Raw genomic sequence first — 14,902 nt, forward strand, 5'->3', positions numbered from 1 at the left:
AAATTGATCGCCACCCTACAGCAGTTCAAAATGAAGTTGAGTCTCAGGTAACTCAGTATTCCCTTTCCACTGATTTGCACCGTATCCCAATTCCAGAACCGCAGCAATGCGCTCGTTACTCTGTACACCAAACATTTCAGTACGGCTCGGGTCGTACATCCAGTCATGCAAGGTACAGCGCACACCCAGACTTTGCTCATGAGCCAGCAAGCGAAAATTCTGAATTAGGCAGCAGACAGCCGCAAAGTCCTCTTCTCGCTTATGTTGATCCGCCTCTTCCTTCACCAAGACCAGAAGATATGCAGGGGCAGGCTCCTGTAATCCCTGCATGATGTCCCCATACCGGTTATCGGCGAAGATGAATCGCCACGGCTCTCGGAGGCCATCATTTGGCGCCCATACGGCATGATTAAGCAATTCAAGGATTAGATCCTGCGATACCGATTGTTCCAAAAACTCACTCGGACCGGCCATGTCTCCTTCCAGATCTGACAATTTCATTTTTACATCCTCCTCTTCTATGTAGACTGTCCTCGCAATACGGTCCACTTCTGCTCAGCTGGTGTCCTTTTCCGACTTCTTGGCGCTTTGTCGTAATATCCTATATGAAGAATACCAACAAATCTTTCATTCTCACGTAAGCCAATTCCATTGAAGAACCCTTCATGCTGAATCATGGACTCTGTATCCCACAACATTCCTAACCCTCGTTCCCAGCCCAGCAGTTGGAAGCTCTGCATCACCCCGCAGGCAGCCGCATAATTACGGTCATTGGTCAGACGATTCGGTCCTACAGTCGACATAACAATGACGTGGGCAGGAATATCGGTAAATCTCTTTTTAAAAACATCCAGAAGTTTCCCTGGAATCAGCTTGCCGAGCTTGCTTTGTGACATCTGTTCCAGCATGCAGTCCACCAACCGTTTGCGTGCTTCTGGCGTTCCGGCATATACTACACGCCACGAGCCAGACTCGACAGATGGTTGAAGCCCTATAGCCTTACGCAGTAATTCTACAATTAACTCTTGGTCCACCGGCGTAGAGTTACATTTACGAATACTCCTGCGCTCCCTGATCAATTCCGCCAGACTCAAATGCCTCACTCTCCTTTGTTCTATCTGGATTCAATATTTATACTGCTGTCTTGAAGAAATTGATGGATTACTTTTAGCTCCGTTTCCGAATATTTGTCGAGAGTACGATAGAAGCGCTCAGCCTCATGTATATGCAAACGTTCATGCAGTTCAAAGATCTTTTTGCCTTGCGGTGACAACCGGAAATAGCTCTCCTTTTTGTTGTCGTTCATTTTTGTACGTTTGACGAATCCTTCCTCCAGCAGTTTGTTTCCAATTTTGGTGATACTTGCTTTGGACAAATTCATCGCCTCGGCAATACCCGTGTTGTTAATAGGCTCATGCTTGCCTATGCAGTCTATCATATGAACCGCGGTCAAATGCTGAGGGATTTTCTCGATGCTTTCTCGCTGGGCGATACTTAGGAAATGCTCGATTTCTGTATCCTTGTGGTTCTCATACACATGTAAAAAACGGATAAATTGGTCATAAAGCAACTGTTTTGTTCGATCTTTTGAGATCATCCTGGATCGCTCCTTATTTACTTATAAACAAAAATATCATTTAAATAATGGGGTTTTTCTAAATAATTTCTTATATTTAGTTTACTAGTGAACAATATAACATGAATGATAATGCTTATCAACTATATTCTCTGGCATTACAACATTACTCTATAATCCAGGCCAGAGACCTGCCTTGAACGGATTATCTTTTAACCTGCTCGTTAGTTAAACAAAAGCAGCCGATCACGCTGATCAGCTGCTTTCTTAAACTTGGGTTATTGGACTCAGTATCATTCTCTCTACTTAAATTATACCGTTATTTTTTATTTTTTTATAGACTGTTTTTTTTAGAATTCCTACACTATACTGCTAGATACAAAACTAAAAAAGAAGAGGTGGATCAGTATGGATGACAAAAAAGTGATCATAGATCAAGGTCCTTTTTTTCATGGTACAAAAGCAGAACTGCAAATTGGTGATTTATTAGAACCACAGTTCTTATCAAATTATCAAGAGAAAAATTCTAACCATATATACTTTACTGCAACATTAAATGCTGCCAAATGGGGTGCTGAATTGGCAAGATCTAATGCAAAAGAAAGAATCTACATTGTAGAACCATTAGGAGATTTTGAAAGTGATCCAAACGTAACTGATAAAAAGTTTCCTGGAAATCCAACACGTTCATATCGATCTAAATCGCCACTTAAAATAATAGCTGAATTAGCTTCATGGGAAAGACACTCTGAAGAAGAGATTAATCACATGATTACATCTTTGAGAAAATTAAGTGAAGAAGGAAAAAATATAATATATGATTGATTCCTCTCGTTAGCTGAATAAAAGCAGCCGATCATTGGATCAGCTGCTTTCTTAAAATGATTGATTTATCGTTTCCTGTCACTTTAAATTAACTTTTTCTGTATATCAAAAAGCTTAGAAATGCGGGGAAATAGACGAAAGGCATTACCATAAGCGATCGCCTTCGCGTTTTCTTCGCTGATCTGCTGTGCTTCATGGAATACTGACTCCCGCTGTATACGAAGGACGCTGTCCGCTGGCCAAGGTATGTCCGCTCCGAACAGAATCCGATCAGGCGCAATCAACTTTTGGATTGTGCCGAGGTTCAACGTGGAATCATAATAAAGGTGGTCCAGTTTGGCTATTTCAGCTTGAAATTGTTCCGGTGTTGTTTCAACCTGAATCGAATCTTGCCCGATGGCGGCAAGCGCAATTCTCCATTTGATATAAGGAACCATGCCCCCGGTATGGGGAAGAATGAACTGAATGGATGGATATTGGTCGAAAATGCGATGAACAGCCATCGTAGTGACGGCCCGCGTCGTATCGAAGGTGCCCTCAAGCAGCGCAGGACTAAGTCCAGCGATTTTTTGCGGTATGAGGATGGGATGCAGAAACACAACAGCACTGCGTCGGTCCAATTCGGTTAACAATTCGGTGTAATCCGGATGGCTTAAATATTTCCCCTGATAACTTGTCAGCATTGCAACACCATCCATCCCGAGAACATCAAGTGCATACAAGGTTTCTTCCATGGCTGCTGCGGGATCCGGGAGTGGAAGCGTTGCAAACGCACCATACCGCTCAGGATGAAGTTGAGCATACGATGCGAGCTCTTCATTCATTTTACGTGCCAATGTGTTGGCAGAAGATTGGTCGATGAACGTCAGGTCTGACGGGGCTGAAAGGAATGAAAACGAGATGTCACATACATCCATTTTTTGCATCCCAATCTCGGGCGTCCACTTCGGCATAAAACTTGGAATCTCCATTCCTAGCTCCCGCTGCTTTCGTTGCATTTCTTTAGAGATGATATGGTGGTGAACATCAATGACAGGATTAAACATGCGTGATCAGCTCCTTCTATTTATTTTCAAGCCATTGGTTTAACTGGTTTTGCTTCTCAGTCAATATTTTCTCTACGCCTGCATTCTTTAGTTTGTCGAGATAAGCACCCAGTTCTGACGGGTCAAAAGTTCCTGTCTGAAAGCCTGCATCATATTGGTTTTGGACGTTGGCCACCGAGGTAATTTGTGTTTTGACCGGATTGATGTCGAAGCTGAAACCCATCGCCCTTGATTTTACGGCACTCTCGTTTTCGCCCCTCAACTGCTTCCACATGTCAGGATCATTCCCTTCCCATATATAGGACAGGAAATTGTTGCCCACGGCATATTGGTTTGAATCGTATCCTGTTGCAGTGACACCTTCCGGCTTGCCGATCAGGTCATTATCCTGCTTAACATAATGCTTGCCCTCAATTCCGTTGGTAAACAGATTAATGACTGCTTTGTCCGAGTAAAACAGTTCCAATACTTGAATCGCCTTATCCGGCTGCTCACTGTTCCTTGCCAAAGACATCATGTTCGAAGCTACGCTATTACGCGTCATATAAGAGTCCTCAAGGGGTACGCATACAAGTTCAGTCCCAGCCGCAAGTGATTCCGAGTAACACTCATTGATATTCCGGATATACGAGAAGGCTTTGCCTGCCTTGATCAGATTGGACCCCGTTTCCTGTGACGTTGCGACGTCTTTGCTGAAATAACCTTTTTGATACCAATCACGCATCAGGTCAGCCATTGTGGAGAACCGAGAAGTCGCAAAAAGATTCTGCACGGTGAAGTCCTCCCCGCCAAAATCCAGTACGCCAGGTGCTGTTCCCAATGGATCATAATTCAGCATGGCTTGTCCGGGTGTTTCCTGCGAGGTATAGCTGACAATCGGCGTGACACCCGGCTCATTGTCCTTGATAAGCTGCAATACAGCAGAGATATCATTCCAGGTTTTTATGGCGTTAAGGTCAATATCATGCTTATCGGCAAGCTCTTTGTCCATCACAAAACTAGGGGAAAGTGCCCAAGCTTTAATGCTGGGAACGCCATATGTTTCACCATTCATCTTACCGGCTTCTGCGGCTTCCTCCGGAACAGCCTCCAGTATCTTTTTACCAAATTCATTCAACGATTCGTCCATGGGCAGTAACTGTCCCCTGCCGATTTGGGATTCAAGGCCGAACCAAACGCTGGTATACACCAGATCCAGTTTCTCGCTGCCCGCCAACATCAAGTTCATTTGATTGGCATAGTTCGATCCATTAACAGGCAAGAGCTTCACGGTGGCGCCAACCTTCTCCGCTGTAATATCGCTGATGGCTTCCTGAATTTCCTTAACATCCGTTACATCCCCAAAAGCCGGATACGTCATGACCACTTCATACATATCTGTTGCTGAAGCTTTCCCAGGTTCTGCTCCCTCCTTACTGTCTGGATTTCCGCATGCCGTCAACAATAGAGGGGCCGCACAAATTAAGGACATTACCGTTATGAAACCCGCAGGTAATCTTTTTCTGAACATCTTCATTCACTCCCCGTGTTTGCTTTTGGATGAGACATCTTGGATACGAAGCAATGACTAACCTTTTACGGCACCAATGGTCAATCCCTTGACGAAGAACTTCTGGAAAAACGGATACGCTGCGATCAGTGGCAACACGCCGATTACGGCAATAGCCATTCTCACACTGCCAAGAGGTACGGATGAGACAACAGCCGTCTGGCCAGACAAACTGTTTTGCTGTAAGTACTGGACATCAGACAACATTCGATTAAGCAGGTTTTGAATGCTGTAGAGGCTTCCGTCATTGATGAAGATTAGACCGTTAAACCAATCGTTCCAATACGAAATCATGAGCATCAGACCAATGGTTGCCAGGCTTGGGAGAGCAAGCGGGAGAACGATTTTGCAATAAATAATCCATTCGTTGGCTCCATCCAGATAGGCTGACTCCACGACTTCGCCGGGAATTGATGTGGAAAAGAAACTGCGCATCAACAAAATGTAGAACCCGTTGGTCAATAAATTCGGGATGATTAGCGACCAAATGGTATCTTTCAAATGGAAGAGGTCCGTATAAACCAAGTACATCGGCACCAGCCCCCCATTGAAAAGCAGGGTGAAAAATACGAAGAATGACAGGAACGAACGAAATGGAAGCACATTTCTGGATAGCGGATAAGCGACCAGGGTTGTGATCAACAACCCAACGATCGTGCCCACGACCGTGATGAACGTCGTAATTCCATACGACCGCAGAATCAACGAATACTGATTAAACAGATACACATAAGCATCGAAGCTGAATTGAGTCGGTAACAAACGATAACCATCCCTGATAATGGCTTGTTCCTCGGTTAGGGAAGCGGATATCAGAAGTATAAACGGAAACACTGCAGCGATTCCCATCATGATGAGCACGAGGTGAACAGCCATTTGATATATCCTATTTGAATACATGTTGTCCTCCCCCTTAGCTAAAACAGCGCCAAATCCCGGTTTTTGCGACGAACAATCGCATTGGTCGTCAATACTAACAGAAAACCGACTATGGACTGATAAAGTCCGGCAGCGGATGACATTCCGAAATCCCCAAAAGTCATCAATCCACGATAAACGTATGTGTCAATGACATCGGTAGTCGTTTGCAGTGCACCCGAATTCAGCGGAACCTGATAGAACAATCCGAAATCGGAATTGAAAATGCGTCCCACTGCAAGAAGCACCATAATGACTATCGTGGGTTTAAGCAGAGGAAGGGTAATGCTCCAAACTTGCCTCCACTTGGATGCTCCGTCCAGCGTAGCGGATTCATAATATTCTTGGCTGATGCCTACGATTGAGGCCAGATAAACAATGCATGTATAACCGACGTTTTTCCACAGATATACGACACTTAATATAAAGGGCCATTTACCGGAATCCGCATACCACGACACGGGATCAATTCCCAGTAAAGGAAGCACGTAATGGTTGACGAATCCGTTTTCCTCGTTGAGCAATGCCAGAACCAAGTAAGCGACAATGACCATCGAGATCAGATAGGGCAGCAAAATGATGCTTTGGTACAGTTGGGAGGCAAATCGCTTTTTTACCTCGTTCAACAATACGGCCACAGCTATGGAGAGCACTGTTCCAAGCACGATAAATGCGCCGTTGTAGAGTAATGTGTTTCGGGTAATCACCCAAGCATCCTGCGTTTGGAACAGATAGGCGAAATTATCGAAGCCTACCCAGTCACTTCCCCAGATTCCTTTTGCAAAATTGATATCTTTGAACGCAATCACAATGCCGAACATGGGCAAGTAATTGTTGATGAACAGATAGACGATGCCTGGCAAAATCATGACCAATAACAGCCCATGCTTTCTGATGTTTTGGATGCGGTTTGCATGGAAACCTCGACGCATGTCTCTCTCCCCCTGTTCTTAACAATGATGTTTGGTTTGTGTAACTCCTCCAATATCCCTCCTATTCTGTTAATGTCAGTTTATATGACTCAAAAATGTTCTTATATGAATAATACGATGTAAGGAAGCCTCAGTCATTGGTGTGATTCACTAAAAAAAATGATTTCATTTGGATTATTACACCAAAAGAAAAGCCTGTTTAAATTAAAGCGTCATGTATTATGACATTCACTGAATTAAGCAACGTTTTATACGTCATGTGATCAGCCTTTTCATGCCAAAAAGCAACGCACCTGAAAAAGGATGCGCTGCTTCATGTATGATTAAAGATTGTTACGAATGGATGGCTGCCATCTGTCTGCTGTTCGGAAACATTCGACCACCAACAAGCACACCACCCGAAAATACAGCTTCGCGTGGAGGTGCTGCAGCCAACGCATGCATCGCATTTATGGCATTTACCAAAGAGAAAGCGCCTCGTTCACCCACTTTTGGAGTTAATGGCGCATTGGAAATAAGCTTGTACGTTTCTAACAACCAGAAGTCTTCCACCCAACCGGATGCTTCAGCGAGACGTGAACCACGGGAGAGCATATCGCCATTACCAAATGGGCTCCACGAATCCAAAATGTTATCGGAACCGATATGCACGGACACTCCCGTTTCCATCAACAGTTTGATGGGGGGCATGGGTCTGTCAATGGGCACGCTCGTCATGATGGCTACGCCGGTCGCACACAACCTTTCCGCGAGTGAGCGCACCTCTGTTTCCCCAACCTGGCCCAAACAGTAGGCATGGCTTACCGCGGTACGGCCGGACATACCGGCTTGTTCTGTCAGTTCGGCGAAACGGCTGATCGTGTATATTCCGAGATGACTCGGGTCATGCAGATGTAAGTCGATGCCCGCAGAGAATTCTGTCGCAAGTTCAAACATGGCTTCCAGACTGGCATCCACCCGGCGGTCCAGTCCGGCCGGATCCACACCACCAACATAGTTGGCTCCAGCACGAAGCGCTTGCCGCATGACGGAAATGGAGTCAGACCGAAGCAGGCCTTGCTGGGGAAACGCCACAATTTCCATATCGATGCGTCCTTGGTACATCTTACGCACTTCCAAGACCTCCTCAAGATGAGAGAGACCAATTTGCGGATCCACGTCAACGTGTGTGCGGATTGCCGTTGTACCTTGGGCTAGCATTAAATCCAACATTCGTTTCGCACGTTCTCCCGCCCCGGTTGGTAGTTCTCCCAACATACTTTTCTCAAATTCCAACTGTCCGGGCAGCGTGACAAACGGCTGCAAAGACTTCCACGGCTCTCCAATAAAATGCTTGTCCAGATGGGTATGCATATCTGCCATTGGTGGTACATAGTGGAGCCCATCCGCGTCAATGACGGTTGTCGCCCTACCGGCAATATTTACAGATGTGAGATCCGCATCAGTTCCGGCAGTCTCAATGCTGACAATAAGTCCAGTTGCTTGATCAATCGTTAGATCAAACAGGTTTTCCGACCATTTGACATTTTTTACGAGTGTTAATCCTTTCTCCATAACTCCATCCCCTTACTTCATAATTAGATTGTTTCCATCCCATCCGTCAACCACGGTAATTCCAAAAGTTTTGAGTCGGTACAAGCTACCTGTAATCCCGATTTCCAGACCGTACGGGCCTCCGGTTTATTAAGCAGCACTTCCCTTTCCGACCGCTCTTCGAACAATACCATATCAGCCGGAGCGCCAACCTTAACTCCATAATTATCAATGCCTAACGCCTGTGCCGCGTTATGCGTCAGCATGTTGGTCAAGATGAGCGCATCCCGTTTGCCGCCCATGTACGAAGTAATCGCCAATAGCCAGGCAGCCTCAATCGGGTCTGCCTTGCCAAACGGCGTGAATGGGTTGCGCACATTATTGACGCCAATCACCACATTCACTCCACAATCCTGCAGCAGTTTCACAGGAGTCAGACCTCTATGATAACCTTCGGAGCCTTCCCTTCCATTCAAAAAGAGGTCGGTCATCGGCAGCGTAATGACGCTGATTCCGGCAAGACACAGAAGCTCTCCGATAGCCGAAGCTTCGTGTTCAATGAGGGAACCGAGCGAGGTTACATGTCCCGCGGCTACATGCCCCTGCATTCCTGCAGCAATTGTCCTTTTTGCAATTTCCACAACGGCACGGTCGTTGGAATCGACCGAGAAATCCGCGTGGAAATCCAACGGTTTTCCGTACTTCCCGGCCAGACCAAATGCAAAATCCAAGTGTTCCCCCAGGTTTGCATCCTGATAAGTGATTCCTCCAATCACATCGGCTCCCATACGAATGGCCTCTTCCATCAGCTCAGCAGTCCCAGGACTCTTAAAGACCCCTTCTTGCGGAAAGGCAACTACCTGTAAATTCAGTTGATGTTTTAAGGATTGTTTGAGACGAAGAGCAGATTCGACAGCTTTGAGTCCAAGGACCGGATCAACCTCTGCATGGCAACGCATATGGGTTACACCATTCCTGACGGCTTTTCGAATGACAACCAGCGAGCGACGATACATGTCCTCCCTCGTGAACGAACTTTTAAGTTTGGATGTTATCCGAATCGCGTCCTGGATAGACTCCGCCTCCCGATCCATGGAATCCAGCAAATATGCTTTTTCCAAATGAATATGCGGCTCGACCAATCCGGGCAGCAATAAACCCCCTTTGCCCTGCACTACACGAGACGCTTCGGTTTTCCTTTCCCCGCATGGCGTGACAAATGCAATCTTGCCTGAGGATATCCCGACATCCATTCGCCTTTCATCCCCGGAAATCACCGTATCTGTGATAAGTAGATCAATCATTACATCCTCCGTTCATGTACGCTTTTATTACACACAAGAAACACTTTAAGCATAATTCACTCCTTACGAGAAATCATTGGATGAAAAGGATAAAAATAATTAGCATTATTGGATGATCAAACCAAAGATATTTACTCTACATGATCGTAGTGTTATATTACTTAACAATAAAATAACTTGTTCCAGAAAGGGATGGGTCGATGTGCTGCTGACAGATTTGCTGAAAAACGGCATTTACGATGATGCCAGAGTGATTACGGGGCATAAGGGTCTAGTACGTGAGGTTCAAACGGTCAATATTATGGACTGTCCAGATATCATTCGGTTTCTAAGGCCAAATGAGCTCTTGCTGACCAACGGCTTTTTCATGAAGCAGCAGCCAGATATGTTTATTCATCTCATCAGGGACATGCAGCGGCTTCATTGCTCGGGATTGGCCATCAAAACCAAGCGCTTTGAATTGCCGATCCCTGATGAAATACTTTGGGAAGCGGATCAGAACGAATTTCCCATCATCGAAATTTCCGATGTGCGTCTATCCCTCGGCGAAATTTTGCAGCGATCGACCAGTGTGATTCTGAATAACAAGAGCGACGAACTGCAATATGCACTCAGCATCCACAAAAAGTTCTCCGAGATGATCATGCGCGGCAAAGGAATTTCCAGCATTATCGATTCTCTATCCAAACTGTTCTCATCCCCAGTCATCCTGTTAAACTACAAATGGCAAACCATCTCCGCTTCCAGCCAGAATACAAGTATTGCTGAACTCACTGCAGCCGCTGTGAATACACTTCAAGACTTGTCCGATATTTCTAGTCCTACTTCGTTGTGCTTCATCAACACATCAGTCCGAGAGCGTTACTGCATGTTAATATATCCGGTGAAAACTTACCGCCACGAAGGCTATTTGCTATCCTTTCATTCTCCGGATGAATGGACTGGCCTTTTTGGTCTGACGCTTGAGCAGGCCTCCAACGTCATTGGAATGGAGCTGACCAAATCACAGGCTGTCAAAGAGCGCTCTCGCAGGCACAAAAACGAATTCTTTTCCGATCTGATTGAGGGATATATCACTTCTGAGCAGGAGGCGCTGAACCGTGGCAAGAGATGCGGGCTTATCAAGGGGCGTGCAAGTGTCGTGCTGACCATGCGTAATAACGAGGTGCATCACATGCATCAAAGATTTCCTAATCACGAAGGTTCGGCGTTTCCGAAAGGAGATAATATCACGGAGCAAGAGGAGCAATACGAGCACATCAAACGTGTTTTTGGTGGGTTAGATCATTCCTTCGTCATGTTTACCAAACATGATACCTACTGTCTTCTGCTATCTATCCCTGAGTCGGGGTGGGATGAGGCGAAAATCACCGAGCAGCTGTCAGGAATGCTGAAAGTGCTGCATCATGAGACTGGACTGAGTCTGTCTATCGGCATGGGCAAACCTGCAACAAATGTACTTGGCGTTCGTCATTCTTATACAGAAGCGGTTAATGCATTGCAATTCGGCTACTGGCTAAAACGAAAGCAATTTGTCCAATCTTACCAAGCCAAGGACATCGGATATTTATTCCACATGCTTCCCCACAACGAACTGAAACAATTTTACGACGCGACCTTAAACGGATTGCTGTACATTGCAGACGAACATGAAAAAAAAGAGTTGCTGCGCACCTTGAACGCTTTTTACGATACCCAATGCCAGCTTGTCGAAACATCCAAGCAACTTTTCGTTCATCGAAATACGGTGGTCTATAGACTGGAAAAGTGTGAAAAACTCTTGGGTGTGAAACTCAAAGATCCAACTGAAAGCTTACGAATCCGCATAGCGATAGCCATCGAACCTCTGCTACTGCAATAAGACTAAGTGAGAAATCTTCTTGTAAGGCTCTATTCCCACACAAAGTTATTCCGAGCGTTTAATCTACCTTACATCACCGGAACAAAAGTACTGTTATCAGCAATATGATCACGGTTATCAGTAGAGCGTCCTTGTCCGTTCTGCAGAAACATGGGGAGTATAATCGCGAGCGACAGGCCATTCAGCATACTCGACGCATCATAAGCAGGCTGACATTGTACATCCAATATTCGCCGTATGTTTCAATTTTCGAAAAACCTATTTGTTTTAGCGACTCATCAAATTCTTCTTGAGTTCGGACTTTAGCTACATTTTTTCAATACATCATGATAATATAAAAAACCTCAGCTGAGTTAACCGAGCTGAGGTTAAAAAATTTAATATTTTTGTGTTTTCTTTATTTGATTCTGTTGAATACTTGAGTCGCATCTAGCTTCTTCATTTAATAACTTCAACCTTTTTATCCCCTGCTGATTTCGCTACCTCTAACGTTGTGTTACCTTGGATAGCGACTATCACGCCAGTAGCCAGCATAGAAACGATTAAAGCTGCGCTGAGGGCTGTGGAAGTTTTCTTCTTCACCATAAGCATACCTCCGATATCGTTTGCTTAGACTCGCTGATAAATTGAAATATTTAACTTTTTTGATGGGTAATCCACCTGGTGATTGTATTATAACGTACTGACAATGATTGTAAAAGGTTTTTCCTTGTGCAGCTAAGTTAGCGGCTTGGAATTTGCGCAGTGTTTAGCTTTTTGACCATTCGATATGAAGGTAAGTCTACCAAGGCAATTATTTAAAATCTTGCATTAAATCATGGATGACTGTTTCTACAGTTCTAATCTCTTTAATTGGTGTGATTCCTGTGCCAACAGTGACATAGCCATCATCTGTATTGCCTTCTAGCATTCCGATACGCATTCCAATTGATCCACGCATCAATTTTGCTGTTTCTTCACGACTGGCACCTTGTTTATCCATTTCGACTAGTTTATTCGCCAATTTAGTAGGTAAAGAACGATAGTATGCTGGTAAAGTACGAAACATTTGTAAGTCTTCTGCTGTGGCATCAACAATCATTTGCTTTACATTTTGAGCTGTCGGATTTTCTTTTGTCGGAATAAAGACACTGCCAGCAAACACACCTTCAGCACCTAAAGCAAATGCGGCACGCACTCCTCTAACGTCTCCAATACCACCAGCTGCCATTACAGGAATATTTATAGCATCAACAATCATTGGAACAATCGAAAATGTTCCAATAACTCGTTCTGGAACTGTACCACCTTCATCAAATCCAGTCGCTACATAAACATCTATTCCAAATTTTTCTGCAGCTTTTGCATTTTCAATAGTAGGCGTAAGGGGTCTATAAACAATTTTAATGTTGTTTTCTTTTAATGGTTTAAAGATCCTTTCATCCAGTGTATCATTCACCAGAACAACAGGAACTTTCTCGTCAATAACTGTTTCTATAAGTGGCCATGTGTAAGCTAAATCACGATTCACGATCACTGGAATTCCAAATGGCTTATTCGTTAAAGTTTTTGTTTTTTGTATTTCAGTTCTCATTCTTTCCGCACTTATTTCTGGTGAGCGAGTTATTTCAACCTGACCGGCATTTGGACCTAGAAATCCTAATCCACCTGCATTGCTTATTGCTGCAACAAATTCGGCATTAGTAACCCAAGACATTGGTCCTTGTATAATTGGCTTTTTAATATCTAATATTTCACATACTCTGTTAGTCATTTTATTTGTTTCCCCTTGTTAAATGAATTTTATATTATTACTTCGTATAATTATTTTCTGGGTAAGGTAAACCTAAATTTCCCCGAAGTGTGTCGTCCTCATATTCATTACGGAATATGCCTCTATCTTGCAAGATAGGAACAACCAATTGGATAAAGTCCTTAAATCCTGCAGGATGATCTTGTCTAATCAGCAAGATATCCATGACGCCTTCTCGATACCAATGTTCAATTTGTTCGGCAACCTGCTCTGCCGATCCTATCAATCCAGGTTTCGGCATTCGATAACCTTTAGGCATCCATGATTCAATTTCCCTTAGCTTTTCAAGGGCTTCTTTTTCCGTTCTACCAACGATCGGGTTATGAGAAGGCATCATCAACAGGTCATATGGTGAACGCCCTTGATTTTGAACTTTACGTTTAAGTTCATTAGTAAATGCCTTGAGATATTCCAAATCATGTCCAGGTGCCATGATGACTTCGGCATGCTCTGCAGCAATATCCATGAACTCCGGTGAAGTGCCCGCTTGAAAGACCACTGGTCTTCCTTGCCTCGATCGACTGATGTTTAAGGGTCCCTCCACGGAAAAGTAATTCCCGGTATAATCTAGTGGATGCATTTTACGCGGGTCATAAAATACCCCACGTTCCTTATCACGTATAAAGGCATCATCTTCATACGAGTCCCAAAGTCCTTCAACAATCTCCAAAAACTCTTTTTTCATGGGATAAAGATCTGCTTTCTTCAGATGGGACCGACTGTAATTGGCTAACCCTCCAGGATTGGAGGTGATTGCATTCCACCCTGCTCTGCCCTTGCTAATCTTATCAAGGGAAGCAATTTGCCTAGCAACCGTAAAGGGATCAGCATATGAAGTCGCTATCGTAGCGGTTAAACCAATAGAATGAGTTACCATACTCAATGCAGATAAAATGGATACACCCTCAAACATGCTTAGATAGTGCGGGATCATGCCAGGTCCGATATGACTTACGTCTGCTAAAAAGATGAGATCGAACTTCCCCTGTTCAAGTTGTATAGCTTTCTGTACGTAATACTCAATATTTTCACTGGCATCTGCTGGAATATGTGGGTGTCTCCAACCCGTGTAATTCCATCCCACGCCATCAATAATTCCTCCTAGTTTAAGCTTTCTTTCTTCCATAATTGAAAGATCCCCTTTTCATGAGTTCACTTACTTTCCTTGTAATACACCTAATTCCTTAGCCAATAATTTATGCCCTTTTTTCCGACTCTCTTGATTTGGATAGAAGTCAGCAATCCGTTACTCCTTGCCCTCTTAAGTTTATTATTTAGCTTGCTAACTATTAGGAGTGAAAATATTTGGTTGTGAGCCAATCTTAAGCGTAATCGTTTCGTTTGCAAAGAGGGCAATTTAAATGAACATAGTACATCTTTTTGTACGTATAGAAGGGAGTGGTTTGAAGATTAGACTCTATTTTAAATAATGAGTCTGTCTTTCAAACCCAAAAGGCCATCCTTTTTTGGATGGCCGTGTGTGCTTTGATATAAACCTCCAGTTGTCGTCCCCTTTGAGTCTATCCCAACCAATATAATTGGAATATCTATGAGATACGCCGTCAT

Annotated in this window: 14 protein-coding genes; 2 read left to right on the plus strand and 12 right to left on the minus strand. The window is 44.2% G+C overall.

Annotated elements, in window-relative coordinates; genetic code table 11:
- Positions 1 to 15: 15 nt before the first annotated feature.
- Genes BLS69_RS07490 through BLS69_RS07500 form a run of 3 tightly spaced genes read right to left on the minus strand, consistent with a single transcriptional unit; the run spans position 16 to position 1,597 of the window.
- Positions 16 to 501, minus strand: coding sequence for a nitroreductase family protein (locus tag BLS69_RS07490; protein WP_091029960.1), 486 nt, complete (start codon positions 499 to 501; stop codon positions 16 to 18).
- 17 nt (positions 502 to 518) lie between these two features.
- A complete protein-coding gene (locus tag BLS69_RS07495; RefSeq protein ID WP_091029962.1) occupies positions 519 to 1,094 on the minus strand; it encodes a nitroreductase family protein in 576 nt (191 codons plus the stop codon).
- 20 nt (positions 1,095 to 1,114) lie between these two features.
- Positions 1,115 to 1,597: a MarR family transcriptional regulator gene (locus BLS69_RS07500; protein WP_017688279.1), complete on the minus strand. Its 483-nt coding sequence runs from the start codon at positions 1,595 to 1,597 to the stop codon at positions 1,115 to 1,117.
- A gap of 387 nt (positions 1,598 to 1,984) precedes the next feature.
- Between BLS69_RS07500 and arr the strand changes: the two genes are divergently transcribed.
- On the plus strand, positions 1,985 to 2,401 hold the full coding sequence (arr, locus tag BLS69_RS07505) for an NAD(+)--rifampin ADP-ribosyltransferase (RefSeq protein ID WP_047843187.1): 417 nt from the start codon (positions 1,985 to 1,987) through the stop codon (positions 2,399 to 2,401).
- 83 nt (positions 2,402 to 2,484) lie between these two features.
- On the opposite strand, the gene BLS69_RS07510 is transcribed toward arr, so the two are convergent.
- The 6 genes from BLS69_RS07510 to BLS69_RS07535 all read right to left on the minus strand — a co-directional run bounded on the left by BLS69_RS07510 (position 2,485) and on the right by BLS69_RS07535 (position 9,683).
- The gene (locus tag BLS69_RS07510; protein ID WP_091029963.1) at positions 2,485 to 3,447 is read right to left on the minus strand and encodes an amidohydrolase family protein; all 963 of its coding nucleotides are present in this window, start codon (positions 3,445 to 3,447) and stop codon (positions 2,485 to 2,487) included.
- Positions 3,448 to 3,463: 16 nt separating this feature from the next.
- Positions 3,464 to 4,957, minus strand: a complete 1,494-nt coding sequence (locus tag BLS69_RS07515) for an ABC transporter substrate-binding protein (RefSeq protein ID WP_176872636.1) — start codon at positions 4,955 to 4,957, stop codon at positions 3,464 to 3,466.
- 57 nt (positions 4,958 to 5,014) lie between these two features.
- A complete protein-coding gene (locus tag BLS69_RS07520) occupies positions 5,015 to 5,896 on the minus strand; it encodes a carbohydrate ABC transporter permease (protein WP_091029967.1) in 882 nt (293 codons plus the stop codon).
- A 17-nt stretch (positions 5,897 to 5,913) separates the two neighbouring features.
- On the minus strand, positions 5,914 to 6,846 hold the full coding sequence (locus BLS69_RS07525; RefSeq protein WP_240768022.1) for an ABC transporter permease: 933 nt from the start codon (positions 6,844 to 6,846) through the stop codon (positions 5,914 to 5,916).
- 333 nt (positions 6,847 to 7,179) lie between these two features.
- Entirely contained in the window at positions 7,180 to 8,400 is a 1,221-nt protein-coding gene (locus BLS69_RS07530) for an amidohydrolase family protein (RefSeq protein ID WP_091029970.1), read from the minus strand.
- Between the two features lie 23 nt (positions 8,401 to 8,423).
- Positions 8,424 to 9,683: an amidohydrolase family protein gene (locus tag BLS69_RS07535; RefSeq protein WP_091029972.1), complete on the minus strand. Its 1,260-nt coding sequence runs from the start codon at positions 9,681 to 9,683 to the stop codon at positions 8,424 to 8,426.
- Positions 9,684 to 9,885: 202 nt separating this feature from the next.
- Between BLS69_RS07535 and BLS69_RS07540 the strand changes: the two genes are divergently transcribed.
- The gene (locus BLS69_RS07540; protein WP_176872638.1) at positions 9,886 to 11,544 is read left to right on the plus strand and encodes a PucR family transcriptional regulator; all 1,659 of its coding nucleotides are present in this window, start codon (positions 9,886 to 9,888) and stop codon (positions 11,542 to 11,544) included.
- A gap of 438 nt (positions 11,545 to 11,982) precedes the next feature.
- On the opposite strand, the gene BLS69_RS32090 is transcribed toward BLS69_RS07540, so the two are convergent.
- From BLS69_RS32090 to BLS69_RS07550, 3 genes are all read right to left on the minus strand, one after another.
- Positions 11,983 to 12,129, minus strand: coding sequence for a hypothetical protein (locus BLS69_RS32090; protein ID WP_165980179.1), 147 nt, complete (start codon positions 12,127 to 12,129; stop codon positions 11,983 to 11,985).
- 208 nt (positions 12,130 to 12,337) lie between these two features.
- On the minus strand, positions 12,338 to 13,297 hold the full coding sequence (locus BLS69_RS07545; RefSeq protein WP_091029977.1) for an NAD(P)H-dependent flavin oxidoreductase: 960 nt from the start codon (positions 13,295 to 13,297) through the stop codon (positions 12,338 to 12,340).
- Between the two features lie 37 nt (positions 13,298 to 13,334).
- Positions 13,335 to 14,462 (minus strand): NtaA/DmoA family FMN-dependent monooxygenase, encoded by a 1,128-nt coding sequence (locus BLS69_RS07550; RefSeq protein ID WP_091029979.1) that lies wholly within the window; start codon positions 14,460 to 14,462, stop codon positions 13,335 to 13,337.
- Positions 14,463 to 14,902: the final 440 nt, after the last annotated feature.

The organism is Paenibacillus sp. CF095 (genome assembly GCF_900101225.1).
Lineage (GTDB): Bacteria > Bacillota > Bacilli > Paenibacillales > Paenibacillaceae > Paenibacillus.